General features: G+C 69.8%; 34 protein-coding genes. 13 read left to right on the top strand and 21 right to left on the bottom strand.

Features of this window, described 5'->3' with window-relative positions:
- Positions 1–58 precede the first annotated feature (58 nt).
- Positions 59–454, bottom strand: coding sequence for a glyoxalase (locus BMH31_RS11980; RefSeq protein WP_099725034.1), 396 nt, complete (start codon positions 452–454; stop codon positions 59–61).
- Positions 455–611: 157 nt separating this feature from the next.
- Between BMH31_RS11980 and BMH31_RS11985 the strand changes: the two genes are divergently transcribed.
- Positions 612–1,001 carry a VOC family protein gene (locus tag BMH31_RS11985; RefSeq protein ID WP_099725033.1) on the top strand — a complete coding sequence of 130 codons (390 nt, stop codon included), beginning with the start codon at positions 612–614 and terminating at the stop codon, positions 999–1,001.
- 552 nt (positions 1,002–1,553) lie between these two features.
- A complete protein-coding gene (locus tag BMH31_RS11990; RefSeq protein WP_143469876.1) occupies positions 1,554–1,772 on the top strand; it encodes a hypothetical protein in 219 nt (72 codons plus the stop codon).
- Between the two features lie 28 nt (positions 1,773–1,800).
- Here the strand turns inward: BMH31_RS11990 and BMH31_RS11995 are convergent, their stop codons facing one another.
- Genes BMH31_RS11995 through BMH31_RS12005 form a run of 3 tightly spaced genes read right to left on the bottom strand, consistent with a single transcriptional unit; the run spans position 1,801 to position 4,300 of the window.
- Positions 1,801–2,586, bottom strand: a complete 786-nt coding sequence (locus BMH31_RS11995) for a phosphatase PAP2 family protein (protein ID WP_241898266.1) — start codon at positions 2,584–2,586, stop codon at positions 1,801–1,803.
- A complete protein-coding gene (locus BMH31_RS12000) occupies positions 2,583–3,422 on the bottom strand; it encodes an RNA methyltransferase (protein WP_099725031.1) in 840 nt (279 codons plus the stop codon). The genes BMH31_RS11995 and BMH31_RS12000 overlap by 4 nt, the downstream gene beginning before the upstream one ends.
- Entirely contained in the window at positions 3,419–4,300 is an 882-nt protein-coding gene (locus tag BMH31_RS12005) for an alpha/beta hydrolase (RefSeq protein WP_241898267.1), read from the bottom strand. The genes BMH31_RS12000 and BMH31_RS12005 overlap by 4 nt, the downstream gene beginning before the upstream one ends.
- A gap of 147 nt (positions 4,301–4,447) precedes the next feature.
- Between BMH31_RS12005 and BMH31_RS12010 the strand changes: the two genes are divergently transcribed.
- Positions 4,448–5,158 carry an exonuclease domain-containing protein gene (locus tag BMH31_RS12010; protein WP_099725029.1) on the top strand — a complete coding sequence of 237 codons (711 nt, stop codon included), beginning with the start codon at positions 4,448–4,450 and terminating at the stop codon, positions 5,156–5,158.
- Positions 5,159–5,405: 247 nt separating this feature from the next.
- Here BMH31_RS12010 and BMH31_RS12015 read toward each other — a convergent pair whose 3' ends face one another.
- A complete protein-coding gene (locus BMH31_RS12015) occupies positions 5,406–5,654 on the bottom strand; it encodes a type B 50S ribosomal protein L31 (protein ID WP_046456662.1) in 249 nt (82 codons plus the stop codon).
- A gap of 141 nt (positions 5,655–5,795) precedes the next feature.
- Complete coding sequence (locus BMH31_RS12020) at positions 5,796–6,581, bottom strand: ABC transporter ATP-binding protein (protein WP_099725028.1); 786 nt, start codon at positions 6,579–6,581, stop codon at positions 5,796–5,798.
- A gap of 41 nt (positions 6,582–6,622) precedes the next feature.
- Between BMH31_RS12020 and serB the strand changes: the two genes are divergently transcribed.
- Entirely contained in the window at positions 6,623–7,273 is a 651-nt protein-coding gene (gene serB / locus BMH31_RS12025; RefSeq protein ID WP_099725027.1) for a phosphoserine phosphatase SerB, read from the top strand.
- Between the two features lie 90 nt (positions 7,274–7,363).
- Here serB and BMH31_RS12030 read toward each other — a convergent pair whose 3' ends face one another.
- Both BMH31_RS12030 and fabG read right to left on the bottom strand, forming a co-directional pair.
- Positions 7,364–8,173: an isocitrate lyase/phosphoenolpyruvate mutase family protein gene (locus BMH31_RS12030; RefSeq protein WP_099725026.1), complete on the bottom strand. Its 810-nt coding sequence runs from the start codon at positions 8,171–8,173 to the stop codon at positions 7,364–7,366.
- 74 nt (positions 8,174–8,247) lie between these two features.
- On the bottom strand, positions 8,248–8,961 hold the full coding sequence (gene fabG / locus BMH31_RS12035) for a 3-oxoacyl-ACP reductase FabG (RefSeq protein WP_099725025.1): 714 nt from the start codon (positions 8,959–8,961) through the stop codon (positions 8,248–8,250).
- 105 nt (positions 8,962–9,066) lie between these two features.
- Here fabG and BMH31_RS12040 point away from each other — a divergent pair, with 105 nt between their 5' ends.
- From BMH31_RS12040 to BMH31_RS12055, 4 genes are read left to right on the top strand one after another with little or no spacing between them, the layout of a single operon-like run.
- Positions 9,067–9,474 (top strand): DUF3099 domain-containing protein, encoded by a 408-nt coding sequence (locus BMH31_RS12040; RefSeq protein ID WP_099725024.1) that lies wholly within the window; start codon positions 9,067–9,069, stop codon positions 9,472–9,474.
- Positions 9,475–9,512: 38 nt separating this feature from the next.
- The gene (locus BMH31_RS12045; RefSeq protein WP_099725324.1) at positions 9,513–9,728 is read left to right on the top strand and encodes a hypothetical protein; all 216 of its coding nucleotides are present in this window, start codon (positions 9,513–9,515) and stop codon (positions 9,726–9,728) included.
- Complete coding sequence (locus tag BMH31_RS12050; protein WP_099725023.1) at positions 9,725–10,573, top strand: SURF1 family protein; 849 nt, start codon at positions 9,725–9,727, stop codon at positions 10,571–10,573. Before BMH31_RS12045 ends, BMH31_RS12050 begins: the two co-directional genes overlap by 4 nt.
- Complete coding sequence (locus BMH31_RS12055; protein ID WP_241898268.1) at positions 10,566–11,444, top strand: cutinase family protein; 879 nt, start codon at positions 10,566–10,568, stop codon at positions 11,442–11,444. Before BMH31_RS12050 ends, BMH31_RS12055 begins: the two co-directional genes overlap by 8 nt.
- Positions 11,445–11,456: 12 nt before the next feature.
- Here BMH31_RS12055 and BMH31_RS12060 read toward each other — a convergent pair whose 3' ends face one another.
- The 7 genes from BMH31_RS12060 to sufB form a co-directional block, all read right to left on the bottom strand.
- Positions 11,457–12,152 carry a hypothetical protein gene (locus tag BMH31_RS12060; RefSeq protein ID WP_099725022.1) on the bottom strand — a complete coding sequence of 232 codons (696 nt, stop codon included), beginning with the start codon at positions 12,150–12,152 and terminating at the stop codon, positions 11,457–11,459.
- Between the two features lie 185 nt (positions 12,153–12,337).
- The gene (locus BMH31_RS12065; RefSeq protein ID WP_099725021.1) at positions 12,338–13,936 is read right to left on the bottom strand and encodes an ABC-F family ATP-binding cassette domain-containing protein; all 1,599 of its coding nucleotides are present in this window, start codon (positions 13,934–13,936) and stop codon (positions 12,338–12,340) included.
- 87 nt (positions 13,937–14,023) lie between these two features.
- Positions 14,024–14,368 carry a metal-sulfur cluster assembly factor gene (locus BMH31_RS12070; RefSeq protein ID WP_099725020.1) on the bottom strand — a complete coding sequence of 115 codons (345 nt, stop codon included), beginning with the start codon at positions 14,366–14,368 and terminating at the stop codon, positions 14,024–14,026.
- Between the two features lie 9 nt (positions 14,369–14,377).
- A complete protein-coding gene (gene sufC / locus BMH31_RS12075) occupies positions 14,378–15,139 on the bottom strand; it encodes a Fe-S cluster assembly ATPase SufC (protein ID WP_046456672.1) in 762 nt (253 codons plus the stop codon).
- Positions 15,140–15,142: 3 nt separating this feature from the next.
- Entirely contained in the window at positions 15,143–15,469 is a 327-nt protein-coding gene (locus BMH31_RS12080) for a non-heme iron oxygenase ferredoxin subunit (protein WP_099725019.1), read from the bottom strand.
- A complete protein-coding gene (gene sufD / locus BMH31_RS12085) occupies positions 15,466–16,656 on the bottom strand; it encodes a Fe-S cluster assembly protein SufD (RefSeq protein WP_099725018.1) in 1,191 nt (396 codons plus the stop codon). Before sufD ends, BMH31_RS12080 begins: the two co-directional genes overlap by 4 nt.
- Entirely contained in the window at positions 16,656–18,074 is a 1,419-nt protein-coding gene (gene sufB / locus BMH31_RS12090; RefSeq protein ID WP_046456766.1) for a Fe-S cluster assembly protein SufB, read from the bottom strand. Before sufB ends, sufD begins: the two co-directional genes overlap by 1 nt.
- 281 nt (positions 18,075–18,355) lie before the next feature.
- Between sufB and BMH31_RS12095 the strand changes: the two genes are divergently transcribed.
- The gene (locus BMH31_RS12095) at positions 18,356–19,288 is read left to right on the top strand and encodes a COX15/CtaA family protein (protein ID WP_241898269.1); all 933 of its coding nucleotides are present in this window, start codon (positions 18,356–18,358) and stop codon (positions 19,286–19,288) included.
- Positions 19,289–19,298: 10 nt separating this feature from the next.
- Positions 19,299–19,793, top strand: coding sequence for a hypothetical protein (locus BMH31_RS12100; RefSeq protein WP_099725017.1), 495 nt, complete (start codon positions 19,299–19,301; stop codon positions 19,791–19,793).
- Here BMH31_RS12100 and BMH31_RS12105 read toward each other — a convergent pair.
- From BMH31_RS12105 to BMH31_RS12130, 6 genes are all read right to left on the bottom strand, one after another.
- Positions 19,765–20,781 (bottom strand): YihY/virulence factor BrkB family protein, encoded by a 1,017-nt coding sequence (locus BMH31_RS12105; protein ID WP_241898270.1) that lies wholly within the window; start codon positions 20,779–20,781, stop codon positions 19,765–19,767. The two genes, BMH31_RS12100 and BMH31_RS12105, sit on opposite strands and share 29 nt — an antisense overlap.
- The gene (locus tag BMH31_RS12110) at positions 20,778–21,302 is read right to left on the bottom strand and encodes a lipocalin family protein (protein WP_099725016.1); all 525 of its coding nucleotides are present in this window, start codon (positions 21,300–21,302) and stop codon (positions 20,778–20,780) included. Before BMH31_RS12110 ends, BMH31_RS12105 begins: the two co-directional genes overlap by 4 nt.
- A complete protein-coding gene (locus tag BMH31_RS12115; protein WP_099725015.1) occupies positions 21,299–21,823 on the bottom strand; it encodes a DinB family protein in 525 nt (174 codons plus the stop codon). The genes BMH31_RS12110 and BMH31_RS12115 overlap by 4 nt, the downstream gene beginning before the upstream one ends.
- 95 nt (positions 21,824–21,918) lie before the next feature.
- Entirely contained in the window at positions 21,919–22,404 is a 486-nt protein-coding gene (locus BMH31_RS12120; protein ID WP_099725014.1) for a hypothetical protein, read from the bottom strand.
- Entirely contained in the window at positions 22,401–22,832 is a 432-nt protein-coding gene (locus BMH31_RS12125; protein WP_099725013.1) for a DUF4383 domain-containing protein, read from the bottom strand. Before BMH31_RS12125 ends, BMH31_RS12120 begins: the two co-directional genes overlap by 4 nt.
- A 155-nt stretch (positions 22,833–22,987) precedes the next feature.
- Positions 22,988–23,479 (bottom strand): SRPBCC family protein, encoded by a 492-nt coding sequence (locus tag BMH31_RS12130; RefSeq protein ID WP_099725012.1) that lies wholly within the window; start codon positions 23,477–23,479, stop codon positions 22,988–22,990.
- Between the two features lie 163 nt (positions 23,480–23,642).
- On the opposite strand from BMH31_RS12130, the gene BMH31_RS12135 reads away from it, so the two are divergent.
- From BMH31_RS12135 to BMH31_RS12145, 3 genes are read left to right on the top strand one after another with little or no spacing between them, the layout of a single operon-like run.
- Entirely contained in the window at positions 23,643–24,755 is a 1,113-nt protein-coding gene (locus BMH31_RS12135; protein WP_099725011.1) for a type III polyketide synthase, read from the top strand.
- Positions 24,752–25,465: a methyltransferase domain-containing protein gene (locus BMH31_RS12140; RefSeq protein ID WP_306460340.1), complete on the top strand. Its 714-nt coding sequence runs from the start codon at positions 24,752–24,754 to the stop codon at positions 25,463–25,465. The genes BMH31_RS12135 and BMH31_RS12140 overlap by 4 nt, the downstream gene beginning before the upstream one ends.
- Positions 25,462–26,697 (top strand): NAD(P)/FAD-dependent oxidoreductase, encoded by a 1,236-nt coding sequence (locus tag BMH31_RS12145; protein ID WP_099725010.1) that lies wholly within the window; start codon positions 25,462–25,464, stop codon positions 26,695–26,697. The genes BMH31_RS12140 and BMH31_RS12145 overlap by 4 nt, the downstream gene beginning before the upstream one ends.
- Positions 26,698–26,715: the final 18 nt, after the last annotated feature.

The raw sequence follows: 26,715 nt of genomic DNA on the forward strand, positions 1-26,715 counted from the left end.
AACCGCGGCGCTTTCACCGTGGATGTCGTCGGTTCGATCCCGGCCGGGCCCACCGTTTTCAGTTCGCCTCGGGGCTTCGCTCCGCGGGTGACTCATGCGCGACCACGGTGACGCACACGCCCTGGGTGTCGACGAACGAGAATCGTCGAATGCCCCAGTCCCGAGTGCTCAGCGCGTCCACGACGGGCAGGCCCATACCGGAGACGCTGGCGTGCACGCGGTCGACCTCCCCGGCCTCGCCGACATCGATCACGAGTCCGGGCGGCAGCGCGACCGCACCGTCGTCGTTGATCACGAGCTGCGCGGACGGATTCGAGGGGGAGCGGAGCATGCGGAACCCCGAGTCCTCGTCGCGCATCGCGACCTCCAGGCCGAGGATGCCGCAGTAGAGCGCCTCGGCGGCAGCGACATCGCGGCTCGTGATCGCGGGAATGATCCGGGGGACGTTCGCCATATCGACCTCACATCTTCGGGTGCCGTTCCAGGCCACCGTACCTCGGGAAGGCGGGCGTCATCCTGCCTCGTTGGCAATCGCCATGGCGCTCTTTCGAATGTCGGTGGCCGCGCGTACGCTGTGGGCGAGCGGGGTCGTCCCGCGTTGGAGGTGCGGCATGACCTGGAAAATCGAGCTGATCTTCGTTCCCGTCACGGACGTGGATCGCGCGAAAGAGTTCTACGTGGGAATCGGCTTCAATGCCGACCACGATCACACGCCCACCGAGGGGCTTCGCTTCGTGCAGATGACACCGCCGGGTTCCGCCTGCTCGATCGCGTTCGGCACCGGACTCGACATCCCGCTCGAACCGGGCCAGCAGAAGACCATCCAGGTGGTCGTGCCGAGCGCCGACGAAGCGAAGGCCATGCTCGAAGCCCGGGGGATCGCCACCAGGGGGATCGAGGACCTGGGCTGGGGCAGATTCGTCTGGTTCGACGATCCCGACGGCAACACCTGGACGTTGCAGGAGCTGCCGGACTACGCGGCGGCGAATCAGGCCGGCTAGGCCCTTCGAAGGCAGGAACGCGACGGCGTTCAGCCCGGATCGCGGAGCTCTGTCGGCTTGACTTCGCCCGCTCGATTCCTGGTCGCGCAGTTCCTTGTGCACTCGGCCGGGACTGGGCGTTCAGCCGCCACGCCATTCTGTTGACGACCGACCACCAGAGAGGTTTGCGGATGGTTCTCAGAGCTCAGGCGCACGCACCCGACAACGCAGGGGACCCCGCGTCAAACCCAAACTGACATAATATAGATTATCGAGACATGGCGGTGCGAGGAAAGACCGAGGCTGGTGTGGCCGCATGCTCGCATTTCCGCCCACGCGACATCGGGTCTCGTCGCGACGTATGGTGCGGCGCCCACCGGATACCGATCAAGATCCGGCTGCGAATGCGGCGCATCGACCCGAGGCGCACCGACGACGCCGACCGCGCATTCGGCTTCGGAGGCGACGATCCGCTCTGGCAGACCGGGACATCGCGGCGCCAAGCGGTAGAGCTGACATAACAACAGACGCGACAATCCGAATCGTCGCGATTCCTGCGCTAGCGTCGAAGCCATGACGGAATCTGTACCGGTGGAGAACAACGCCGTCCACCAGAACTTCGCCCTCATCGATGCGGCCCATCCGCTGAGGATGCCGCTCGCCGGAAACGACCATCACATCCTGCCGCGCCTCGATCGGCTCGAGGCCAAGGCCGACTTCGCTGCCGACTACATCGCCTATCTCGAGGCGCGGATCACGCAGCTCGAGGCGCGCCTGGCCGATCGCGGCTGAGCGGTTCTGCCGCTCCTCCTGCTGCGAGCTAGCCGGCCAGCGCGAGCAGGCACCGGGTGGTGAGCAGCCCGGTGCCGAGCACTCCCAGCTCCCCCGCGATGAGCAGCAACGAACTCGCCGAGTCGAGGGCCGCGAACGCCGCGATCGCCAGGGCGATGAGCACGGCGATCACGCCGAGCACGGTCAGGATCACGCGAGCGGTCGCGCCGAGCGCCGCCGGTGACCCGAGGCGCGGCGGATGGAGCACGGTCAGCAGCGCGAAGATGAACAGCACGAGCGCCTGCGCGCCGAGGACGTCGCTCGGGCGGTGCCAGCCGAAGGCGAGCAGCTGCCAGGCCGCCGCGCCGATCACGAGGGCGCCGACCAGCCCCACCACGGCCCGGACTCGCGGGGGTACGGCCCAGATCACCGCGGCGAGGAGCGCCGTGAAGACGGTCATGTGGCCGCTCGGGAAGGTGTTCGGCGCGTCGAACTCGAACAGGCCCGGTCGGGTCAGCAGCTGCTGCTTGAGCAGCTGAGAAGCGAGGATCGCGAAGCCCGCCGTGAAGACGATCACGAACGCACGGCGGAAACCGTGTGCCGCAATGGTCAGACCACCGATCAGTGCGAGGGCCAGTGCGACGGAGGACACCGAGACGAGGTTGAGCGGCGCCGGCGGATCCATCGTGAAGGTCGCCGCATCCAGTACGCTCGCCTCCGCCTGCTGACCCGTCGTGCTGCCGACGCCGAGCACGTACGACAGCACGCCGATCACCGCCGCGCAGATCGCGATCGCGATCGCCCGGCCTCTGCTCACCCTGGCGACGTCGGTCACTGCGCGAGCTCCCCCGCACCCGCCGGGCGGTCGGCGGTACGCACCGCCCACAGCGCGAGCGCGGCGGCCGTGGAGACGTTCAGGGAGTCGACGCCGTGCTCCATCGGGATCGTCACGACGCGGGTCGACGAGGCGAGGGCGCGGCGGGTGAGGCCGTCCCCTTCGGTCCCGAACATGAGTGCGAGACGATCCGGCAGTGCACCGACGTAGTCGGCGAGGTCGATCGCATCGTCGCTGAGGGCGAACGCCGCGAGCTCGTAGCCGGACTCGCGGATCAGCGGACCGGCCTCGCGCCAGTCCGGCAGGCGCGCCCAGGGCACCTGCAGCACGGCGCCCATGCTCACGCGCACGGCCCTGCGGTAGAGCGGATCCGCGCACGCGGGGGTCAGCAGCACCGCGTCGGCTCCGAGCGCGGCGACCGAACGGAAGATCGCGCCGACGTTGGTGTGGTCCGCGAGATCCTCGAGCACGACGACGCGGCGGGAGGCGCGCAGCAGCTCCCCCGGGTCGCGCGGCGCCGGGCGATGCATCGAGGCGAGCGCGCCCCGGTGCATGTGGAAGCCGGTCAGCTGCGCCAGCTGCTCGGAGGAGCCGACGTAGACCGGTACCTCGGGGTGCCCGGCGAGCACGTCCTCGAGCTTCGGGATCCACTCCTCCAGGAGGAGCACCGAGCGCGGACGATGACCGGCGCGCAGCGCCCGGTCGATCACCTTCGGAGACTCGGCGAGGTAGAGCCCTTCTTCGGGCTCCCGGACCCGGCGCAGCGCGACGTCGGTCAGCTGCGTGTAGTCGGCCAGTTCGGGAGCGGAGAGATCGTCGATGCGGTGGATCCTCACGCGACCCGCTCCCCCGCGTGCGCCCGCAGGAATGCCGTGATCATCGCCGCAGCGTCCTCCACCGCTTCGTAGTGCACGAGATGCCCGATGGCCGGCAGGATCCGGAGCTCGGATCCCTCGATCTTGCGGTGCAGCGACAGCTGTTCGGTGATCGGGGTGATGTCGTCGACCTCACCGGCGATGATGAGCGTCGGCATGGAGTAGTCGGGGGCTGACGCGGTGACCGTGTGCGACACGGAGGCTCGGAACGCCTGCAGCAGCGTGGTCGTGTCGGAGAACCGGCTGAAATAGCGGTCGTGCTGACCGTGGATCCAAGCGCGTTCCTCGGGGTCAGGGGTCTTCGCCATGACGATGCTCATGGTGCGCACGATCGCCGGATGCCCGAGCAGCCCGCGGGCCGCGCGCTCCGGCAGCACGTCGGCCGCGCGATAGTACGCGATCGCCAGCTGCGTGAGCAGCGCCTGCGGGCCTTCGAGCGCCGGCGCCGAAATCGGATTGATGAGGATCGCGAGGCGCGGATCGAGGCCCGTGGAGACCGCGTTCGAGACGACGAGCGTGCCGAACGAGTGCCCGAGGATCGCGTGCCCGTCGGGCGCCGCCTCCGAGGCGAAGGCGCGCAGCCACTCGCCGTAGAGCGCGATGCCGTGCTCGCGGTCGGGCACCGCCGGGGTCTCGCCGAAACCGGGCAGGTCGGGAACGAGGACGCGCAGGTCGGGCTGCAGCTCGGCGATGCGCAGAGCGAGCCCCTCGAGCCCGTGATGGTCGCCGCGGAACCCGTGCACGAGGATCAGTGCGGCGCCGTCAGGATCGCCGTACTGCCAGGTGCGCGTGCCGATTCCGAGGGTCGGCACGATGAGGTCGGAAGGTGCGTCGTTCACAGTCCGAGTGTATCCGGGCGGCCCTGTGCGAATGCGGAGCCGCGGGTGTGCAGAAGCCCGGGAAGGCCTGGGCATCCGATCCGAACGCGGCGCCGCGGCCGTTGTCGGCGGCCGCCGATAGCATCGAGCCGAAGGAAGGATCAGCGAATGACCGAACGACTCCCCCTCTGGGCAGAGCACCTCGCGGTGTTCGACACCGAGACCACCGGCGTGGAGACCGCGAGCGCACGCATCGTGACCTCGACCATCGCGCTCGTCGGCCCCGGCGGCGAGGTGACCGAGCGCTACGACTGGCTGATCGATCCGGGCGTCGAGATCCCCGAGCCCGCCGTGCGCGTGCACGGCATCAGCACCGAGGTGGCCCGCGCGAGCGGCGTCGACCCGGCTGTGGGCGTCGCGCAGATCATCGAGCAGCTCGCCGCCATGATCGAGCGCGGATTCCCGATCGTCGCGTACAACGCGCCGTTCGATCTCTCGCTGCTGCGTGCCGAGGCCGCGCGCCACGGGGTCGCCTGGCTCGAGCCCCTCTCCCCCGTGCTCGACCCGCTCATCCTCGACAAGCAGTTCGACCGGTACCGCAAGGGCAAGCGCACGCTCGTCGCGGTGGCCGAGCACTACGGCGTCGAGCTGGGCACCGCGGCGCACGACGCCGGCGAGGACGCCATCGCGACGGGCCGCGTGCTCCAGGCCATCGCGCGCAAGTACGCCGCCTCACTCCCGGGAGAGCTGCCTGAGCTCCATCAGGCGCAGATCGGCTGGGCCGCCGCGCAGGCTGCGAGTTTCCAGGACTACATGCGCCGTGCTCGGGATCCGCACTTCATCGCCGACGGCGGTTGGCCGCTGCGCACGAACGGCTGAGCTCTCGGGGCGACGAGAGCACGGGAGTTCGACGAGAGAACGCCTGATCGCCTGGACAACACCCGTTCTCTCGTCGAAAACCCGTCCTCTCGCAGGGCGCAGCCGACGCAGCGCCCAGCCAGCCTAGAGCGCAGCCGGCACACTGGGCCTGAGCCCGGCCTCGACCGCGAACACCGCCCCGAAAACGACGGCGGGGCGGCGATCCGAAGATCGCCGCCCCGCCAGGAGCCGGTCTGGCTGCAGCTGCTTAGGCGCCGAAGCCCTTGAAGCGCTGGTTGAACTTCTCGACGCGGCCGGCCGAGTCCATGATGCGCTGCTTGCCCGTGTAGAACGGGTGCGAGGCGCTCGAGATCTCGACGTCGATGACCGGGTAGGTCGCGCCGTCGAGCTCGATGGTCTTCTCGCTGGTCAGCGTCGAACGGGTGAGGAAGGTCTCGCCCGAGGCCAGGTCGCGGAACACGATGGCGTTGTACTCGGGGTGGATGTCGTTCTTCATGGAGTGGTCCTTAAGATGTGCGCCTGGAAAGGGCGTGTAACAGCACGCCCAGAGGTCTTGGGAGCGGCACGGTTACCCGCACCGAGGATCGATTCTATCACGAGCGCGGCCGCGGGCGCCGGGTCGGGGCGAGGCGTTTCCCTACGGACGCGCGATCGCGGCGTAGCGGCCGTCGCGCACCGAGAGCTCGAACGGCAGCCCGAACGTCGCCTCGAGGTTCTGCTCGGTCAGGGTCTCCGCCAGCGGGCCCGCGGCCTGCACGCGCCCGTCGCGGAGCATCAGCAGGTGGGTGAACCCCGGCGGGATCTCCTCGACGTGGTGGGTGACCATGACCATCGCGGGCGAACTGGGCGACTGCGCGAAGCCCGACAGCATCTGCAGCAGGCGCTCGCGCGCACCGAGGTCGAGGCTCGCGCTCGGCTCGTCGAGCAGCAGCAGCTCCGGATCCGTCATGACCGACCGCGCGATCATGGCGCGCTTGCGCTCACCGTCGCTCAGCGTGCCGAAGGCGTTGTCGGCGAGCGCGAGCAGGTCCCACTCGGCGAGCACGCGATCGGTGCGCCGCAGGTCGTAGTCGTCGTACTCCTCGTTCCACCGGCCCTCGACCGAGTACGCGGCGGTCAGCACCAGATTGCGCACCGTCTCGTCGTTCGGGATCCGGCGGGCGGTCGCCGAGGACGCGAAGCCGAGCCGGTTGCGCAGTTCGAAGATGTCGACGCGGCCGAGCGTCTCGTCGAGCACCTCGACGGTGCCGCGCGTCGGGTAGTCATTCGCGGTCGCGAGCTTCAGCAGGGTGGTCTTGCCCGCGCCGTTGGGTCCGAGCACCACCCAGCGCTGATCGCTCTCCACGGCCCAGTCGATCCCGTCGAGGATCGGCCGGCGGTCGCGCACGTAGGACACATCGGAGAGTCGGAGCACATTCACCATGCGGTCAAGCCTAGCCCCGCCCGCGTGCCAGACTGGTGCGCATGACCGCCGATTCTCGTGTTCGCCCGCTCGTCGTGCTCGACTGCGACTCCACCACCATCCAGGACGAGGTGATCGAACTGCTCGCCGAGGTCGCCGGCACCCGCGAACTCGTCGCCGAGGTGACGGAGCGCGCCATGCGCGGCGAGCTCGATTTCGCCGAGAGCCTGCGCGAACGGGTGGCAACACTCGGGGGCACCCCGGAGTCGGTGTTCGCCGACGCGTACGCCCGGGTGCGTCCGAGCCGCGGCATCCACGAACTCGTCGCCGAGGTGCACGCGCGCGGCGGCGTGGTCGGCGTGGTCTCGGGCGGGTTCCACGAGGTACTCGATCCCCTCGCGGCCGACCTGGCACTCGATCGCTGGCGCGCCAACCGGCTCGAGGTCGCGGACGGCGTGCTCACCGGCCGCGTCACCGGTCCGATCATCGACGCCGCGGCCAAGGCGGAGGCGCTGCGCGAGTGGGCCGAGGAGGCGGGGATCCCGCTCTCCGCGACCGTCGCCATCGGGGACGGCGCCAACGATCTCGAGATGATGGCCGTCGCGGAGCTCTCCGTCGGGTTCAACGCCAAGCCCGTCGTGCGCGAGCGCGCCGACGTGACCATCGAGGACGATCTCGCGCTGACGATCCCCCTGCTCGATCGTCTCTCCTGAGCATCCGAGCATCCGAGCCTCTCAGCGGCCGAAGGGGCGCTGCCGACCGGGTCGGCAGCGCCCCTTCGCGCTCGCTCGGATGACACCGGCTCAGAAGTTGTTGAGCTGCTCCACGTCCGCCGGCAGCACGCCGTCGGCGAGCAGGTCCGTTCCGAGCGCCTTCAGCGCGCCCAGCGCGACGTTCTGCGGCATCGGACCGTACGAGATGCGGGCGACGCCGAGCGCCTCGTACTCCGCCGCGCGCAGCGCACCGGGCAGGCCGATGACGCTGATACGCCGATCGCCGATGCCCGCGACCAGCTGCTCGGTCTCGTCGGCGTTCAGGATCGCCGGGACGAACACGGCGGTGGCGCCGGCGTCCAAGTAGGCCCGTCCGCGCTCGATCGCGTCGGCGATGCTCTCGCTCCGGGGGCGGTCGCCACCGCGGACCAGCGCATCGGTGCGCGCGTTCAGCGCGAACGGCACGCCCTCGCGCTCGCCGGCCTCGACCGCCGCGCGCATCAGCGCGACCGATTCGTCGAACGGCCGCAGGCGATCCTCGATGTTCGCACCGGAAGCTCCCGCGCCGATCGCGCGCCGCACCGTCTCCCCCGCGTCCGCGAAGCCGCCGTCGAGGTCGGCGGTGACCGGCAGATCGACGGCCCGCACGATCCGCTCGATCGCCGCGATCATGAGGTCGAGCGGGATCTGCTCGCCGTCACCGTATCCGTGGCTCGCGGCGATGGCGTGCCCGGCGGTGGCGATCGCCGTGGTGCCCGGGAGATCGGCGACGACGCGCGCGCTGACCGCGTCCCAGACGTTCACCACCCGCAGGATCTCGGGGGCCCGGTAGGCCTGCGTCAGCTGCGCCGCGTCGGCGGCGACTCGGTCGAGGGAACGGGGACTCGTCTCTGCGCTCATGGGCCCAATCTAGACCCGGTCGACCGGCCGGGCCAGGGTTCGACGCCCCTTCCCGGCCAGCCGTCAGGATGAGGTCAGTGGCCCATGCCCATGCCGCCGTCGACCGGGATGATCGCGCCGGAGATGTAGGCCGCGTCGTCGCCTGCGAGGAAGGATGCCGCGCCGGCGATCTCGGAGACCTGCCCGAAGCGGCCGGCGGGGATCGACGCCCGGTACTGCTCCTGCTGCGCCTCGGGAAGGGCCGCGGTCATGTCGGTCTCGATGAAGCCCGGGGCGATGACGTTCGCAGTGATGTTGCGCGCACCGAGCTCGCGGGTGAGCGAGCGGGCGAAGCCCACGAGCGCGGCCTTCGAGGACGAGTAGTTGATCTGCCCGGGCGAACCGTAGAGGCCGACCACGCTCGAGATGAGGATGACGCGTCCGAAGCGCCCCTTGAGCAGCCCCTTGGCGGCGCGCTTCACCACGCGGAAGGTGCCGGTCAGGTTCGTGTCGATGACGCTCGTGAACTCCTCCTCCGTCATGCGCAGCAGCAGCGTGTCCTTGGTGATCCCGGCGTTCGCGACGACGACCTCGACCGCGCCCAGCTCGGCCTCGATCTCGGAGAACGCGGCGTCGATCGACGCGGCGTCGCTCACGTCCGCGCGCACGGTGAGCGCGCCCTCGGGACCGCCCTCGCCCGAACGGGAGGTCACGGCCACGCGATGCCCGTCGGCGATCATGCGCTCCGCGATGGCGAAGCCGATGCCGCGGTTTCCGCCGGTCACGAGCACAGTACGGGGAGTGGTCATCGAGGGTCCTTCCGTGGGAGTGGGTTCCCAGCCTAGAGGATCGCGGTTCACGGTCAGTTTGCACGCGCCCGGAGCGCGTAGGCTTGAGTGGAAGGACAGGTGAGCATGGCCGAGCAGTATCGCGTGACATCGGTGGGGGCGGCCCCGGCCGAGGATCGTGCGCACCGAATGCGCGCGTACTTCATCATGATGACGATCAGGATCGCTTGCGTCGCATCGCTCTTCTTCGTGCGCGGCTGGTGGGTGCTGCTGTCCGCTGCGGGAGCGATCATCCTCCCCTATTTCGCCGTACTCATCGCCAATGCGGTGTCCAACACGGACGGCGAACGTCCCGACGCGCCGAGCCCGCTGCAGCTCGAGAGCGCCGAGCCGGCCGCCGAGACCGAGGATTCGGCGGACGAGAATCCCGCGGAGACGCTGATCGTGATCGACGCCCCCGCGGAACGACGCTCCGCACGGCCGTCTTCCGCCTCGAGCGCCGAGGGCGACGACCCGACGGGCGCGACCGCGTGAGCCTCGGACTCCCCCTCGCGTTCGGCGAGGAACCCGCCATGCGTTTCACCTGCTCGCGCGCCGGCTGCACCGATGCCGCGACGAGCGCGATCCGCTGGCGCAATCCCAAGATCCATACCGAAGACCGGCGCAAGACCTGGTTGGCCTGCGATGCGCACCTGGAGGTGCTGCGCGACTTCCTCGCCGCGCGCGACTTCCCGCTCGCGGTCGTGCCGGTGGGCGAACTCGACGATGCGGAGGCCAGCGACCGATGACCGCCGAAATCGGGTGGAGCTTCCTCCGCAGCCGCCGCTGGCTGGGCTACTTCGCGCTGTTCGCGGTCTTCGCCGTCGCCTGCGTGCTGCTCGGCAACTGGCAGTTCGAGCGACGGGCCGAGGCCCGCGCCGAGATCAACCGTCTCGACGCGAACTACGCCGCCGCCGCGGTTCCGCTCGACGAGATCGTGACCGATCCCGCGAAGTTCGACGAAGACCGCATGAAGTGGCACCCGGTCGAACTGCGCGGCGAATACATCGGCGACACCTACCTCGCGCGCAATCGCCCGGGCGAGGGTCGCGTCGGATCCGATCTGATCCAGGCGTTCCGGCTCGACGACGGCCGCGTCTTCTTCATCGACCGGGGCTGGGTTCCGGTCGACGGCAACCAGGCCGTTCCGAAGGATCTGCCGCGCGGCCCCGAGGGCGAGGTCGAGGTGCAGGCGCGGCTCCGCGCGAGCGAGCCCTCCATCGCGGGACGCAGCAGCACGGGCCACACCGTCGCGAGCATCGACGTGCCCGAGCTGATCGAGCTCGCGGGGGTGACCGGGGAGGTCTACTCCGCGTCCTACGGTCAGCTCATCTCGGAGACCCCGAGCGCGAAGATCGGAACCCTCCCGCCGAAGCCCGAGCGCGACGAGGGTCCGCATCTCTCCTACGCCCTCCAGTGGTACGTCTTCATCCTCATCGCCCTGATCGGCGTCGGCTACGCCGCGCGTCAGGAGTACCGCACGCTGAACGCCGACGGCGAGGCCGTGCGCCGCCAGGACGAACGCAGTGCACGACGCAAGCAGCGACGCGGGCCCAGCGACGCCGATGAGGAAGACGCGATGCTCGATGCGTGACCGCGCGATGGATTCGACCGTGCGCGGCGGCCGGGTGCGGCCTGTCCGCCGCCGGCGCGCGGCGCTCGCCGCGGTACTGGGACTCGCCGTGCTGCTGCCGCCGTTGCTCTCGGCCTGCGCGCCCGAGCCCGACGCGCAGGCGACCCGGAGCTCGCTGTCGAAGGTGACGGAGCCCGCCGCTCCCCCGAAGGCCGCCGAGAAGTTCGACGCGAAGAAGCATCCGGCCCCCGTCGCCCAGCCCGAATACTGCACCGCGTATCTCGTCATCACCGCGCGCGGCACGGGTGAGCCCATGGACAACCAGCTCGTCACCCCGGTCGCTCGTCGCATCGCCGAGGCGCGCCCCGGTGAGATGCTCACGGCGAACCTGTTCTACCCGGCGGACACCGACATCAACGAGGGCGGCACCGAGGGCGTGCGCCGGCTGATCGATCAGCTCAACGTTCAGGCGGAGCACTGCCCCGATCAGCGGACGATCCTGCTCGGGTATTCCCAGGGCGCTTTCGTCATCGGGGACGCGCTCGCGGAGCCGAAGGACCGGCTGATCGGTGAGACGGTCGGCGAGCTCGATGCAGCGGCGAAGGATCGGATCCTCGCGGTGGTCCTCTACGGGGATCCCCGCTTCGCGGGCGGCGAACCCTACGACGTCGGCACCTTCGACGAGAAGGTCGGCGGGATCCTCCCCCGTCGTGCCGGCGTGCTCGCGCCGTTCGCGGACCGCATCCGCGACTACTGCGTCAAGAACGACTTCGTCTGCCAGGCCAGCGACTCGTTGGACGAGAAGGGTCACGTGTCGTACTACCGCAACGGCATGCAGGCCGAGGGCGCCGCGTTCGTCATCGGCCTGCTCGGCCCGCGCGAGCGGCGCTGAAGCTCGCGCCGCTCACCGACCGTGCAGGCTCCGCAGTCGAAAGCCGGTGAATCCGATCGCCAGGAGGAAGAGCAGGACGAATGCGATCGGGAAGCCGACGCCGAACGGAACCGCTGCCGCGAATGAGAAAGTAGCAGACGGGACGAGACCCAAGGGCACGCCCCCGACCAGGGCCGCACCGAGTCCGGCTCCGAACATCGCCATCCGGTCAGGGCGCGCCGGCGCTGCAGGGCTGGTCAGCAGCGTCCGCGGCACCACGACTGTCCCGAGCGCGCTGACCAGGCCCAGGGGAATCGCCGGGATGAGGAGTGGAAGGACGGCATACAGGGAACCGCCGAGGACCTCCGCGGGGCGAGCGAGCCGATCGGCGAGCAGAATCGCCCCAGCGATCACGAGAAAGCCGCCGGCGCACCAGACGCCAGTCCAGAGCGCCGCAGCGGGAAATCGAGGCCGCGATTCATCTTGTGGGCGGTCGGTTCGCGGCCTCGAATTGAGGGCACGGGCAAGCAGCCCGAGCACGGCCCCCAGAGTCAATCCGCCGAATAGGGCGGGAAGCCAGATGAGCGCATAGAACCACCCGATACCGCCACTACCACCGGCATCTTCGGCGTGCTGGACGACCCCGTAGATCGTCGCCGACCCGACCGCCAGAACGGTACTCCAGTAGATCCAGGCAGCGACTCCGCGCCGCAGCACGTCACTTCCCATACCGGTGTACGACCTTCTTCAGGTTCTCCGCCTGCCGGCTCCACGTATCCCCTGCGCCGATGCCGACCCCGCCGGCGACGATTCGATTCGCGTCCGTCGCGTGCGCGACTTGCCGGATGCCGCCCGGTGCATCTCCCCCAGGTTGTACGAGATGGATTGAGCCATGCCGTTAGCCTAGTATCTCGCTACGCCAGCTCGATGAGCTCCAGGTACTCCTTCGACCAGTGGTCCTCGGTCGCGTCGGGCATGATCAGCACGCGCTCGGGGTTCAGCGCCTCGACGGCACCGGGGTCGTGCGAGACGAGCACGACAGCGCCCGAGAAGTGCGCGAGCGCGTCGAGCACCTCCTCGCGGCTGGCCGGGTCGAGGTTGTTCGTGGGCTCGTCGAGCAGCAGCACGTTCGCGCTCGACACCACGAGCATCGCGAGCGCGAGTCGGGTCTTCTCGCCGCCCGACAGCACGCCGGCCGGCTTGTGCACGTCGTCGCCGGTGAACAGGAACGAGCCGAGCACGCGTCGCGCTTCCGTCTCGGTGAGGTGCTGCGACACGGAGATCATGTTCTGCAGCACGCTCGCCTTCACGTCGAGCGTCTCGTGCTCCTGCGCGTAGTAGCCGACCTTCAGGCCGTGGCCTGCGACGAGGCCGCCCGTGTCGGGCTCGTCGACGCCGGCCAGCAGGCGCAGCAGCGTCGTCTTGCCCGCACCGTTGAGCCCGAGCACGACGACCTTCGATCCGCGGTCGATCGCGAGATCGACACCGGCGAAGATCTCGAGCGAACCGTAGGACTTCGACAGCCCCTCGGCCATGAGCGGGGTCTTGCCGCACGGCGCGGGATCCGGGAACCGGAGCTTCGCGACGCGCTCCACCTGGCGGACCTCGTCGAGGCCGGAGAGCATCCGCTCGGCGCGCGCGACCATCTGGTGCGCGGCCGCGGCCTTCGACGCCTTCGCGCCGAACTTCGCCGCCTGATCCTTGAGCGCCGTCGCCTTCTTCTCGACGTTGGCGCGCTCCTTCCGGCGGCGCTCCTCATCGGCGGCGCGCTGGCGCAGGTAGAGCTTCCAGTTCATGTTGTAGATGTCGATGACCTGGCGGTTCGCGTCGAGGTAGAAGACGCGGTTCACCGTCTCGCCCACGAGGTCGATGTCGTGGCTGATCACGATGACGCCGGCCTTCGAGTTCTTGAGGAACTCGCGCAACCACACGATCGAATCGGCGTCGAGGTGGTTCGTCGGCTCGTCGAGGATCATCGTGTCGGCGTCCGAGAACAGGATGCGCGCGAGCTCGATGCGGCGGCGCTGACCGCCCGACAGCGTCTTGAGCTGCTGGTCGAGGATCCGGTCGGGCAGCCCGAGGTTGTGCGAGATCGAGGCGGCCTCGGACTCCGCGGCGTACCCGCCGAGCGCCTGGAAGCGGTCCGTCAGGTTGCCGAAGCGCTTCATCGCCTTCTCCGCGACGGCGGGATCGTCGGAGGCCATGTCCTCGGTGGCCTTCTCGATGTTCTGCTGCAGCGTGCCGAGCCCGCGGGCGTCGAGGATCCGGTGCCTGGCGATCTGCTCGGGATCGCCGGTGCGGGGGTCCTGCGGCAGGAAGCCGAGCTCCCCCGAGATGGTGATCTTGCCCTCGGCGGGCTGCAGCTCACCCGACAGGGTACGGGTGAGCGTCGTCTTGCCGGCGCCGTTGCGTCCGACCAGGCCGATCTTGTCGCCCGGGTTCACCCGGAACGTCACTCCCGACATGAGGCGTCGGGCGCCGACGTCGATCGCGAGATCCTCGACGGTGATCATGGTGTTCTCTCCTGCACTTGTATCTGCGCGCCGAGGCCCGGGACGAGTCTCCTCGTCCCGGGCCTCGGCGCTGAGCAGGCTCGCGAATCAGATCGCGAAGCCCAAAGCTCTCATCATATCCCGACCGTCGTCGGTGATCCGCTCGGGCGTCCACGGCGGCATCCACACCCAGTTGATGCGGAAGGCCGTGACGAGGCCGTCGAGCGCCTCGGCGATGTCGTTCTCGATCACGTCGGTCAGCGGGCAGCCGGCGCTCGTCAGCGTCATGCTGATGACCAGCGCGTCGTGCTCGTCGTCGAAGGCCAGGTCGTAGATCAAGCCCAGGTCGACGATGTTGACGCCGAGCTCGGGGTCCGAGACGTCCTTCAGCGCTTCGAGCGCCTGCTCCCGGAACTCCGGGTCGATCGACGTGGTGGTGGCGGAGTCGCTCATGCTCGCAGCTTACGCCTCGACGGTGAGGAAGCGGTCGTAGCCCTCTTCCTCGAGACGGTTCGCGAGCTCCGGGCCGCCCTGCTCGGCGACGCGGCCGTCGACGAAGACGTGCACGAAGTCGGGCTTGATGTAGCGGAGGATGCGGGTGTAGTGCGTGATGAGCAGCACGCCGAGGCCGGTGTTCTCCTTGGCGCGGTTGACGCCCTCCGACACGATCTTCAGCGCGTCGACGTCGAGACCGGAGTCGGTCTCGTCGAGCACAGCGAACTTCGGCTTGAGCAGCTCGAGCTGGAGGATCTCGTTGCGCTTCTTCTCGCCGCCCGAGAAGCCCTCGTTGACGTTGCGCTCGGCGAACGAGGAGTCCATGCGGAGATCCTTCATCGCAGCCTTGACGTCCTTCATCCAGGTGCGGATGGCGGGCGCCTCGCCGTCGATGGCGGTCTTCGCGGTGCGGAGGAAGTTGGCGTTGGTGACGCCGGGGATCTCGACGGGGTACTGCATCGCGAGGAACAGGCCCGCCTGCGCGCGCTCGTCGACGCTCATCTCGAGCACCTCTTCGCCGTCGAGCAGGATCGAGCCGCTCGTGACCTCGTAGCGGGGGTGGCCGGCGATCGCGTAGGCGAGCGTCGACTTGCCCGAGCCGTTGGGGCCCATGATCGCGTGGGTCTCGCCCTGGCGGATGGTCAGGTCGACGCCCTTCAGGATCTGCTTCGCGCCCTGGTCGGTCTCGACGCTGACGTGGAGGTCCTTGATCTCAAGAATGGAGGCCATGGTTCAAATCTCTTTCGTAACAGTGGGATCGATGTACACGTCACCGTCTTCGATTTCGACGACGAAGACGGGAACCGGCTCGTAGGCCGGGAGGTTCTGCGGTGCGCCGGTGCGGAGCGAGAAGGCCGAGCCGTGCGCCCAGCACTCGAGCGTGTCGTCCTCGACGAACCCCTCGGAGAGGCTGATCTGGCCGTGGGTGCAGGTGTCGCCGATGGCGTGCACCTCCCCCTGGCTGTCGAGCACGACGGCGATCGGCACGCCGTCGATCTCGACGCGGACCGCCTGGTCCTGCGTGAGGTCGGCGAGCGCCAGAGCCTTCTGTCGGGTCACGAGCGCACGCTCGCGGCGAGCTCCGCCTCGATGGCGTCGTTCAGACGCTCCTCGGTCGCGGCATCGCCGATCTGGGCGATCACCTCGAGCAGGAAGCCGCGGACGACGAGCTTGCGCGCCTCTTCCGCCGAGATGCCACGGCTCTGGAGGTAGAAGATGTGCTCGTCGTCGAAGCGGCCCGTCGCGGAGGCGTGTCCCGCACCCTCGATGTTGCCGGTCTCGATCTCGAGGTTCGGGATCGAATCCGCCCGGGTGCCCTCGGAGAGTACGAGGTTGCGGTTCTGCTCGTAGCTGTCGGTGCCGTCGGCGTTCTGCCGGATGAGCACGTCGCCGATCCACACGGTGTGCGCGCCCTCGCCCTGCAGCGCGCCCTTGTAGGTGACGCGACTGCGGGTGTGGGGAGCGTCGTGATCCATGTAGACCTGGTGCTCGAGGTGCTGGCCCGCATCGGCGAAGTAGGCGCCGAGCGCCTCGCCGTTGGCGCCCTCGTGATCGAGGTGGATCGAGGGGTTGAGGCGCACCACGGAACCGCCGAGCGACACCACGATGTGGGTGAGCGACGCGTCGCGACCCACGGTGGCGTAGTGGCTGGCGAGGTGGATCGCCTCGTCGTCCCACTGCTGGACGCTGACGACGGTCAGCTTCGCGCCGTCGCCGACGACGATCTCGACGTTCTCGGTGAGGTTCGCGTCGCCCGCGTTCTCGAGGATCACGAGACCCTGCGACTGCGGTGCGGCCTCGATCACGGTGTGCGCGGCGCGCTCCGCGTGGTCGAGCGCGTCGCGGCGGACGATCGCGGTGACCGTCTCGTCGCCCGAGATGGTCACGAGGTGCGCCTCGCCGAACGCGGTCCAGGCGTTCGCCGCACCCCGCTCCTCGGGGGTGCCCGCGCGGCCGATGCGGGCGTCGTCACGGCCGATCCACTCGCTCGAGACGCCGGCGACCTCGGTCACCGACACCGGGAGGCGCGAACCGTCGAGCGCACCGTCGAGCAGACCCTGGAACTTCGCGATGGGCGCGAACTTCCAGGTGGCCTCGCGGCCGGTGACCTGCGGGAAATCGGCGACATCGGTCGAGGTGAACCGATCGGATCGGGTCTGCACCGGGATCTTGCGGTCCCAGCCGCCGTCCGAGTGCGCCACGGCGCCGTGCTGAGCGGGGTCCATCGTTGCTGCAGCGTTCGTCATTATCCGACGGATCCTTCCATGCCCATCTCGATGAGCTTGTTCAGTTCGAGCGCGTACTCCATGGGCAGCTCTCGGGCGATCGGCTCGATGAAGCCGCGGACGATCATGGCCATTGCCTCTTCTTCGGCGAGCCCGCGACTCATCAGGTAGAAGAGCTGCTCCTCGCTGACCCGCGAGACGGTCGCCTCGTGGCCGAGCTCGGCATCGTCCGTGCGGATGTCGATAGCCGGGTAGGTGTCGCTGCGCGAGATGGTGTCGACGAGCAGCGCGTCGCAGACGACCGAGTTGGCGGCGTGGTGCGCGCTCGCCTCCACGCGGACCTCGCCGCGGTATCCCGTGCGGCCGCCGCCGCGCGCGATCGACTTCGCGAGGATCGACGACTTGGTGTGGGGTGCGAGGTGGATCATCTTCGCGCCCGTGTCCTGGTGCTGGCCGGGGCCGGCGAAGGCGACCGAGAGGGTCTCGCCCTTCGCGTGCTCGCCGGTCAGGTAGATCGACGGGTACTTCATGGTGACCTTGGAGCCGATGTTGCCGTCGACCCACTCCATGGTCGCGCCCGCCTCGGCGACGGCGCGCTTGGTGACCAGGTTGTAGACGTTGTTCGACCAGTTCTGGATCGTCGTGTAGCGCACGCGGGCGTTCTTCTTCACGATGATCTCGACGACGGCCGAGTGCAGCGAATCGCTCTTGTAGATCGGAGCGGTGCAGCCCTCGATGTAGTGGACGTAGCTGTCCTCGTCGGCGATGATGAGCGTGCGCTCGAACTGGCCCATGTTCTCCGTGTTGATGCGGAAGTAGGCCTGCAGGGGGATCTCGACGTGCACGCCCTTGGGGACGTAGACGAAGGAGCCGCCCGACCAGACGGCGGTGTTCAGCGCAGCGAACTTGTTGTCGCCGGAGGGGATGACGGTGCCGAAGTACTCCTCGAAGATCTCGGGGTGCTCACGCAGCGCGGTGTCGGTGTCGAGGAAGATGACTCCCTGCTCCTCCAGATCCTCGCGGATCTGGTGGTAGACGACCTCCGACTCGTACTGGGCAGCGACGCCCGCGACGAGGCGCTGACGCTCGGCCTCGGGGATCCCGAGGCGCTCGTAGGTCTCCTTGATCTCCTCGGGAAGCTCCTCCCAGGAGGTCGCCTGCTTCTCGGTGGAGCGCACGAAGTACTTGATGTTGTCGAAGTCGATCTCGGAGAGGTCGGCTCCCCAGCCGGGCATCGGCTTCCGGTCGAAGATCTGCAGAGCCTTCAGGCGTCGCTGCAGCATCCATTCGGGCTCGTTCTTGAGCGCCGAGATATTGCGCACGACGGCTTCGCTGAGGCCGCGCTGCGCCGCAGCGCCGGCTTCATCGGCATCGTGCCAGCCGAACTCGTATACGCCCAAGCCCTCGAGCTCGGGCCGGTCAATCAGCACCTCTGGCATGGCTTCCATCCCTCGATCGTCTCCGCGCGGGAACCCGACGCGAGACCGGAGGGATCCGGCCCTCGGAGCGCGACCGCGCCCTGCGAGTTCCCTGCAGCGGTGCAGTAGTCTGGGCCGTGAGCGGCCGTGACTCCGAGACCGCAGGTGCTGGGCACCGCGCTCCGGGTCGCCGCACGCAACCTCAACTCACCATTCTACAGACTCACTGTGAAAACGGGAGAGGTGCGCCGCGGTTCGACGAACCCGGTCCGCTCGTTCCCAGCATCGAGAGGAATTCAACCGTGTCGAGCGCGAGCACCGTCTCCCCCGCATCCGATTCGCCCGCGGCGGGTCCGACCTTCCGCGCCTCGCGCTTCCTGCGCATCGCCGCGTGGGTGTCCTTCGTGCTGAACGCGACGATCATCGCGACCGGCGGCGCCGTCCGCCTCACCGGCTCCGGCCTCGGCTGCCCCACCTGGCCGCTCTGCACCGCCGGCTCGCTGGTCCCCACCGATGAGCTGAGCTACCACTCGCTCATCGAGTTCGGCAACCGCACCATCTCGGGTCCGCTGCTCGTCTTCGCGATCCTCGTCGCGATCCTCAGCTGGCGCATCCGCGCGGTCCGCCGCGACCTCTTCACCCTCTCGGTCGTCGTCCTCGTCCTCGTGCTCGTCCAGGCCCTTGTCGGCGGCGTCATCGTGTGGCTGCACCTGAACGCGAACCTCGTCAGCTTCCACTACATCGTCTCGCTCGTTCTCGTCTGCCTCACCGCCGCGTACATCGCGCGCATGTACGAGGCTCCCGGTGCTCGCGAGCGCGCCGTGCCGAAGCCCTTCGCGATCCTCACGCACATCACCACCTTCGTCATGGCGATCCTCGTGGTGGTCGGCGTGCTCACGACCGGAGCGGGCCCGCACTCGGGCGATGCCGATATCCAGCGCCACGGCCTCGACGCCTCGATCCTCGCGCACGTGCACGCGTGGCCCGGATACATCTCGTTCGCCCTCGTGGCCGTGCTCTTCGGCTGGGCCATCACCCGCGAGCTCCGTCCCCGCCGCTGGACCGCCGCATTGCTCGGCCTGCTCATCGTGCAGATCATCGTCGGCGTCTACCAGTCGCGTTCGGGTCTGCCCCCGCTGGCCGTCGGCGTGCACATGGTGCTCGCCTCGCTCACGGCGGCGACCATGACCATCGTCGTGCTGCGGCTGAAGCGGCCGGTGGCGGCGAACGGCTGAGGCTCGCCGCGTGCGCATCGCGATCGCCGTCGCCGGGTCCCTGCTGGTCCTCGCGTTCGGATTCTTCGGGCTCATGGTGATGAACGACTGGGGTCTCGTCGCAGCCAGCCACGAACCGCTGGACCGGACGCTGGACGCGATGCAACGGGCGGGTCAGGATCGTGCTCTCGTTCCCGGCGGCATCTTCATCGCGTTGACCGTCGCCGCGGCTGCCGGCCCCGCGTTCGCCGCGCTCAAGTCCAGCGAGCTTCCGTCCTGGGCGCTCGCGGCGATCTACCTGGCACTGCTCGTGCTCGGCAGCCCCGCCTACTTCATGCTCTCGTTCGCCAATCTGAATTCGATCGGCGATACCTACGCCGACTGGGACTCCGAGGCGGTGCACCGCCTCGAAGCCCCGCTCTATCTGACGAGCCTGATCGCGATGATCGTCCTGGTGCTCCTGCTCGCGGTGGTGGGCATCCGACGTCTGGCGCGTGTCACTCCCGGGGATCGTCCGCAGGTCTGATCCCTTCGCGCTCCTCGCGCTCGGCCTCCTGCGCGGCGCGCAGTTCGGCCTTCGCGACGCGCACCCGATCCTCGGCCTGCTGCCGACGCCGCTGGGCGAAGGTCTCCGCGCCGTATCGCAGCCGCACCCGATCGTGCGTCTCAGCGGTCGCGGTGATGATGTAGCTGCTCGCGATCAGGATCGCCTGCACCGAGAGGTTCACCCAGAGCAACAGCGCGATGAGGGCCGCGAAGGTCGCGAGCAGCGGGTTCGCCGCGGCGCCGCGGACGAAGAGGCCCGAGAGCTCCTGCAGGATCGTCAGGGCGAGCGCCCCCAGCGCAGCGCCCGTCCACAGCGCCCGGGCGGGCGCGCGAACCCCCGACAGCAAACGGAACGCCAGGGCGATAGCCGCCAGGTCGATCGCGAAGACGATCAGGATGCCCAGTCCCCGTGCGGCGAACACGGCCCCGGCGCTGCGCGCGGACCACCCCAGCCACCCGGAGACGGCCTCGACGCCCGTCGACGCGGCGACGCCCAGTACGGCGGCCACGATCAGGAGTCCCCCGAAGGCGACGCCGACCAGGAGGTTTCGCAGCAGCGTCCAGAGGAAGAATCCATCGTCGTGCAGCTCGTCGGACAGCGCTCTGAGCGCGGTGCGCAGGCTGCCGATCGCGCTGATCGCAGCGCCGACGAGCCCGATGAGCGACAGCGCGCCGACGACGGTGAAACCGACCGGTGCCCGGACGGAAGTGGGATCCACCACCTTCGACAGTCCGGGGAGGACTCGTTCGAGGGCGTCCCGGAGGGCGCGCAGCGCCTCGGGATCGCCGCCGAGCCACAGCGCGGCGAGCGAGAACCCGAGCAGGACGGCCGCGAAGATGCTGAACAGCGCACGGTAGGTGATACTGTCCGCCAGCATCGCTCCTCGGCGCTCGGTGTAGAGCAGCAACGCGCGCACCAGCCGCAGCCGGAGCGCCCACGCGGTCGCGCGTCGGACGAGGCCGTTCACTCGGGCGCGTCCGTTCTCAGCTCGACGTCCGCCACCGGGGTGCCCGTCTGCTCGGTTCGAATCCACTGCGACAGGTCGAAGCCCTGCGCCCGTGCCGTGCCGGCGTAGTCGGCGGCCGTCGCGGGATCGAGTTCCGGGTCCCGCGCGAGGAGCCAGAGGTGCTTCCGATCGGGGGTGCCGACGAGCGCGATGCGGTAGTCGGGGTCGATGCGGAGCACCCAGTAGTCCGCCCGGGTGAAGGGGATCCAGCGGAGACCGGCGGGGAGGAAGGTCACCCGCAGCCGACCGGGATGTTCATCGACAGGTTCCGCCTTGCCGATGGCCTGCGTCGGGACGCCCTCGCCGTCGATGCAGCGGTTGTCGACCCGGATAGTGCCGTCCTCGAGCAGGGAGTACTCCGCGGTGACACGGATCGCATCGTCGTCCTCGAATCGGAGCGGCAGACGCCCGATCTCGAACCAGAGCCCCAGGTAGCGCTGCAGGTCGAGGTGCATGACGGAGGCGACGTCCTGGTCGCTCATGCCTGGCCTCCCTCGAACGCGTCGCGGGACATCCCGGCGATGTACGCGGCCTGGCCCACGTGCTCGAGGGCGTCCGCAGTCATGCTGACGAGACGGGAACCGCGCGTCACCGGCGGGTCCCAGCGGTCGTCGATCACCTGCGCGAGCGCGGCTTCGTCGAGTTCGGACAGGTAGGCGAGCTGCGCGGCGATCACCGCTCCCAGGTGGTCCAGCAGCAGGTCCGCGTCCTCCACTCGGATCGCACGCGCCTGCTCGGCGCTGTGGCCGTAACCGAGTTCGTGAGCTCCGATCGCGAGTCCGAAACGGAGGTCGAACCCGTCGGCGGTCCACACCGGCTCGCGCCCGGAGAGCGCCGAGAGCTGCTCGTCGATCTCGCGGGCCGCGTGCCAGAGCAACCACGCGACCGAGTTGTCGTGATGCGGGTGGGCGTTGAGCAGCTCCGGAGTCAGCCGCTCGCGCAGGTGCTCCGCCGCGTCGCGCGGCCGCCGGGCCAGGTCGGTGAGGATCTCGATGGCGTTCATGGCGCCAGGATATGAGTGCGTTCGGCTCGGCGCCAGGGGGTTGCGGACCGAGTTCCTCCCGCCGAGGTGTTCGCCGGCGGTGGGACCGCGAGGCGTCAGTGCCCCTGGTGGGACTCGCCGTGCGGCAGCGCGAACTCGCCCGGCGTCGAGAGCGCGAGCGCCGGCGTCGTCACCGCGGAGACGACGAGTGCCTCCGCGATGAGCACGAGCACGAAGACGCCCGGCCGGCGAGCGCGAGACACCGGAAGGGCGGCAGGCTCCCGCCGCGCACTGCGCAGCGCGATCGCGGCGACGGCCGACACGCTCCAGCTGAGTCCGGCGAGCGCGAGGAACGGGACGAACCCGATCACGCCGGTGATCAGCATCCCGCCCGCGAGCAGCACCTCGCTCGCCGCGAGAGCGCAGACGAACCGAGGCATCGCGATCCGCCCGAGCCGCAGCGTGGCGACCGCCCAGGCCAGGTGGGCGGCCGCGAGCAGCAGCAGCGGGACCGCGATCGCGATCCCGCTGCCCGCGGCCGTCGCGCACAGGATCAGGGCGATGCCGAATCCCGCGAGCGACGACCAGAGGGTTCCGTTCACGGAGCCGGCGAGGGCGTCAGACGCGTGGGCGACGCCGAGACCGCGCGGTCCGCCGCGAGACTGACGACGATCAGGACGAGCGCGCTCGCGAGGTGCAGCACGTGGTCGGCGGTGTTGAGGGCGAGGATGTTCGCCGCGGTGTCCGCGATGAAGAAGCCCACGATACCGACCAGGAGGTAGACGAAGCCGACCGTTCCGTTCGCGCCCTTCGCGGCGCGCACGCCCGAGAAGGCGGCGAGCAGCAGCACGGCACCGATCAGCAGGTGGACGATGTTGTGCAGCGGATTCACCGCGAACAGACCGAGCAGCAGCCCGCCCTTGGTGGCGATGAAGCCGACGCCCCCGGTGACGGCGAAGCCGAGCAGACCGACGAGCACATAGACGGCGCCGAAGATGCCTCCGACGATGCGATTGGGTGAGGAGCTCATGGTGGTTCTCCCTTGAACAGTTCGTGACGCATCCGATCAGGACCGTCCGGACCCAGCATCGTGCGGGGCGAGCGCCCCGCCGTACACCGGCCTGGGATCACTCTGCTGCGGAACCGGGTTCCCTCGTAGGGCCTTGACTCCTGCCTCTCGCTCGGCTATGCGTCTCCGTTCGACTGCGTGGGCGGCTCCTGTCGAGGCCGAGCGGCGCGGCCGGGCGCCCTCCCCTCAGCCAGGAAACGCAGGCGGCGCAGCGTCTCCGCATTCCTGAGCCCGATGAGATGGCTCTCGATCCTGCGCGGGATGAGGCGGGCCGGCCCCCGCACCGCGTACTCGCGCATCTCGACCTCGCAGCCGTTCGGCACCGGAGTGACGAGGAGTTCCACCCGCGCCTCGCCGAACGGGCGCCCCCTCGCTGTGAGGATTGCCCGGCGCGGCGGGTCCCAGAGCTCGCACGTGGTCGAATCGTTCAGCAGCAGCGGCCAGACTCCGACCGAGTGGGCGAGGATCGCGCCGGGCGCCGGCCAGGAGTCCGAGACGTCCCGCATCCGCGAGGCACCGACGACCCAGCTCGGATACAGCCAGCCGTCCGCCAGTACCGCGAACACCGCTTCCGGCGTGCAGGCGAAGCGCCTCCGTGTCGTCGCCACATCGCCTCCGTGCTCCCGCGTGCGCCGCGCACGCACACCACGGCCAGTCTCGAGCATGTGGACCGGTCTCGCCCGGGGGTTGACACGCGGCGGTGTAAGTTCCGAACCGCATTTCTGCTGTCAAGGGCTTCCCTTGGCGCCGGAAGGGGCGTTACATGAGCCCATGACGACACGAATCCTCGCCATCGGCACCGCAGTCCCCCAGGCCCGGCTGCTGCAGCCGAGCACCCGCGATTTCTTCGCGGCGCAGCCCGGAGTCAGCCGGCTCACGGCCCGACTGATCGGTGCTGCGTTCGACTCGTCGGCGATCGACACCCGGTACTCGGTCATCGGCGGGTTCGGCGAGGGCGAGAACCTGTTCACGGAGGACGGCGCGACGCTGCGCGCACCGAGCACCGGCGAACGCAATCTGCTCTACCGACAGGAGGCGCCCGTGCTGAGCACCGCCGCTGCCCGGGAGGCGCTCGACCGTTCGGGCTACGCGGCAGAGGAAGTCACCCACGTGGTCACCGCGTCGTGCACGGGCTTCTTCGCGCCCGGTCCCGACTACCTGCTCGTCCGACAGCTCGGCATCCCGAGCACCGCCGAGCGGACCCACATCGGGTTCATGGGCTGCGCCGCCGCATTCCCCGCGCTGCGCGCCGCCACCAGGATCTGCGACGCACAGCCCGGTTCAGTCGTCCTCGTGGTCTGCACCGAGCTCTGCTCCCTGCACATCCGCTCCTCGAGCGATCCGGAGCAGATCGTCGCCTCCGCCGTGTTCGGCGACGGGTCGGGGGCCGCGGTCGTCGCCTCCGCTCCCGCGCGGCGTGAGGCGTCGCTCGAGGTCGGGGCCTTCTCGACCGCGCTCACCTCCGAGGGCGAGGAGGACATGGACTGGACCATCGGCGATCACGGTTTCGAGATGCGGCTGACCGCGAACGTCCCCCGCATCATCGGCCGCGAGATCGCCGGTGTGGTGAAGGCCGTGCTCGGCGCCGGCGCCGATCCCCTCGCCGAGGTGGACGCCTGGGCGGTCCATCCGGGCGGCAGGAGCGTGCTCGACCGCGTGCAGGACGGCGTCGGCCTGCCCGACGCGGCGATGACCTACTCCCGCGACGTCCTGCGGGACTACGGCAACATGTCGAGCGCGACCATCCTCTTCATCCTCCAGCGCGTCCTCGGCGACGCGACGCTCTCCGACGGAGCCCGGGTCGTCGGCCTCTGCTTCGGTCCCGGGCTCACTGTGGAGACCGTTCGTCTCGTGCGGCGTACGGCGTCCCAGGCACTCGCATGACGCGGGTGCGCCTCGGCTCGCGCGACACGGAGCTCGCCGAGCTCATGGACGATCCCGGCTGCGACCCGGAGACGCTGCAGCGGACGCTGCGCGGATTCGATCGGGTCAACCGTGCCGTGTCGCGCTGGGGTCGCGTGTACCGCACCAGCATCCGTCCGCTGCTCGCCGAATCGCACGGGCCGGTCAGGATCCTCGACATCGGTTCCGGCGGCGGCGACGTGCTGCGCCGCATCGTCGGGCTCGCGCGCCGCGACGGCTTCGCGGTCGAGGGACTCGGAGCGGACCCCGACCCCCGCGCCGCACGCGCAGCGCGGAGCGCGCCGCAGATGCCCGGAGTCCGCTTCCGCAGTGCCTCGAGCGACGACCTGGTCCGGGCGGGCGAGGCGTTCGACCTCGTCATCTCCAACCACGTGCTGCACCATCTCGACGACACGGCGTTCGACGCGCTGATCGACGATTCCGCGGCGCTCTCCTCACGGCTCTGCATCCACTCGGACATCGCGCGCGGACGCCTCGCCTACGCCGGGTTCGCGATCGGCGCGATTCCAGTCGCGCACGGAACGTTCCTCCGCGTCGACGGGCTGCGAAGCATCCGCAGGAGCTACACGCCCGCGGAGCTCGCGACTCGCCTCCCGGCCGACTGGCGGGTCGAGACCGTCGGCAGGTTCCGGCTGCTCGCCGTGCGCGACGCCCGGAGCGGTGACTCGTGACTCCCCCGGTCGACCACGACGCGATCGTCGTCGGGGCCGGGCCCGTCGGCCAGTTCCTGGCCGCCGAGCTCCAGCGGCACGGGATGGAGACGCTCCTGCTCGAGCAACGGGACGGCACGGCCGAGACGCGGTCCCGCTCCGGCAGCGCTCCGAACGGTCGCGCGATCGGCCTGCACCCGCCCGCGCTCGCCGCCCTCGAGGCGTGCGGCGCGACCGAGCGGATCCTCGAGGAGGCCGCACGGATCGAACGCGGGGCCGCATACGACCGCGCCCGGCGACTCGCGACCCTCGACCTCTCCGTACTCGGCGCCCGATTCCCGTTCGCCGCATCGATCCCGCAGCACACCACCGAGCGCGCCATCTCGGCGTCCGGGCCGGCAGCGCTCCGCGGCGCGCGCGTCACTGAGCTCGCGCCCGAACCCGGGGTCGTCCGCGTTTCTGTACGGACCGGCGTACGCACCCATGAGCGCACGGCGCGCGCCGTCGTCATCGCGACCGGAGCGGCCGGGCGCGACCTGGCGCTGCCCTTCACCGGGTTCTCGCTGCACGAGTACCCCGACCGCTACCTCATGAGCGACGCCCCGGCCGCGCTCGACCCCCGCGCGGACGACCGGACCGCGATCATCACCCTCGACCGGCGCGGCGTGCTCGAGTCCTTCCCCCTGGCAGGAGGCGGACGTCGCCTCGTCGCCCGGATCACCGCGCACGCCGACGGGCGCCCCGACCGCACCGCGGTGGATGCGCTCCGTCGAGCGGTCGCAGAACGCGCGGGGTCCGACGCGCTCGCCGCCGCGATCGGCTCGGTCTCGCCTTTTCGCATCCGCCGCGCGATCGTCCACCGCATGCGCCTCGATCCAGCCGGCCGGCTCTTCGTCATCGGAGACGCGGCGCACGAGGTGAGCCCGATCGGCGGGCAGGGCATGAACCTCGGCCTGCTCGACGCGGCCGGCCTCGCGCCGCTCCTCGCCGCTCGGCTGCGCCGAGATGACGACCTCGACGTCGCGCTGCGCGCCTGGGAGCACGACCGGCTCGCTTCCGCACGCACCGCGGCACGACTCGGGAGCCTCAACACCGCACTGGGTCGCGCGCGGTCACGCGCCGTTCACGCGATGCTCAGCGCTGGAATCCCTGCCGCGATGCGCACTCCGCTGCGTCGCACGTTGGCCCGCGCCTACACGATGGGGTTCGACCGCGCGGCCGAGCGCAGTCGGCCAGACCAGGCCGGGCCCTGAACAGGACCGGTGAGCACG

Origin of the sequence: Leucobacter sp. OLIS6, from assembly GCF_002752355.1 — a bacterium.
Classification (GTDB): Bacteria; Actinomycetota; Actinomycetes; order Actinomycetales; family Microbacteriaceae; genus Leucobacter.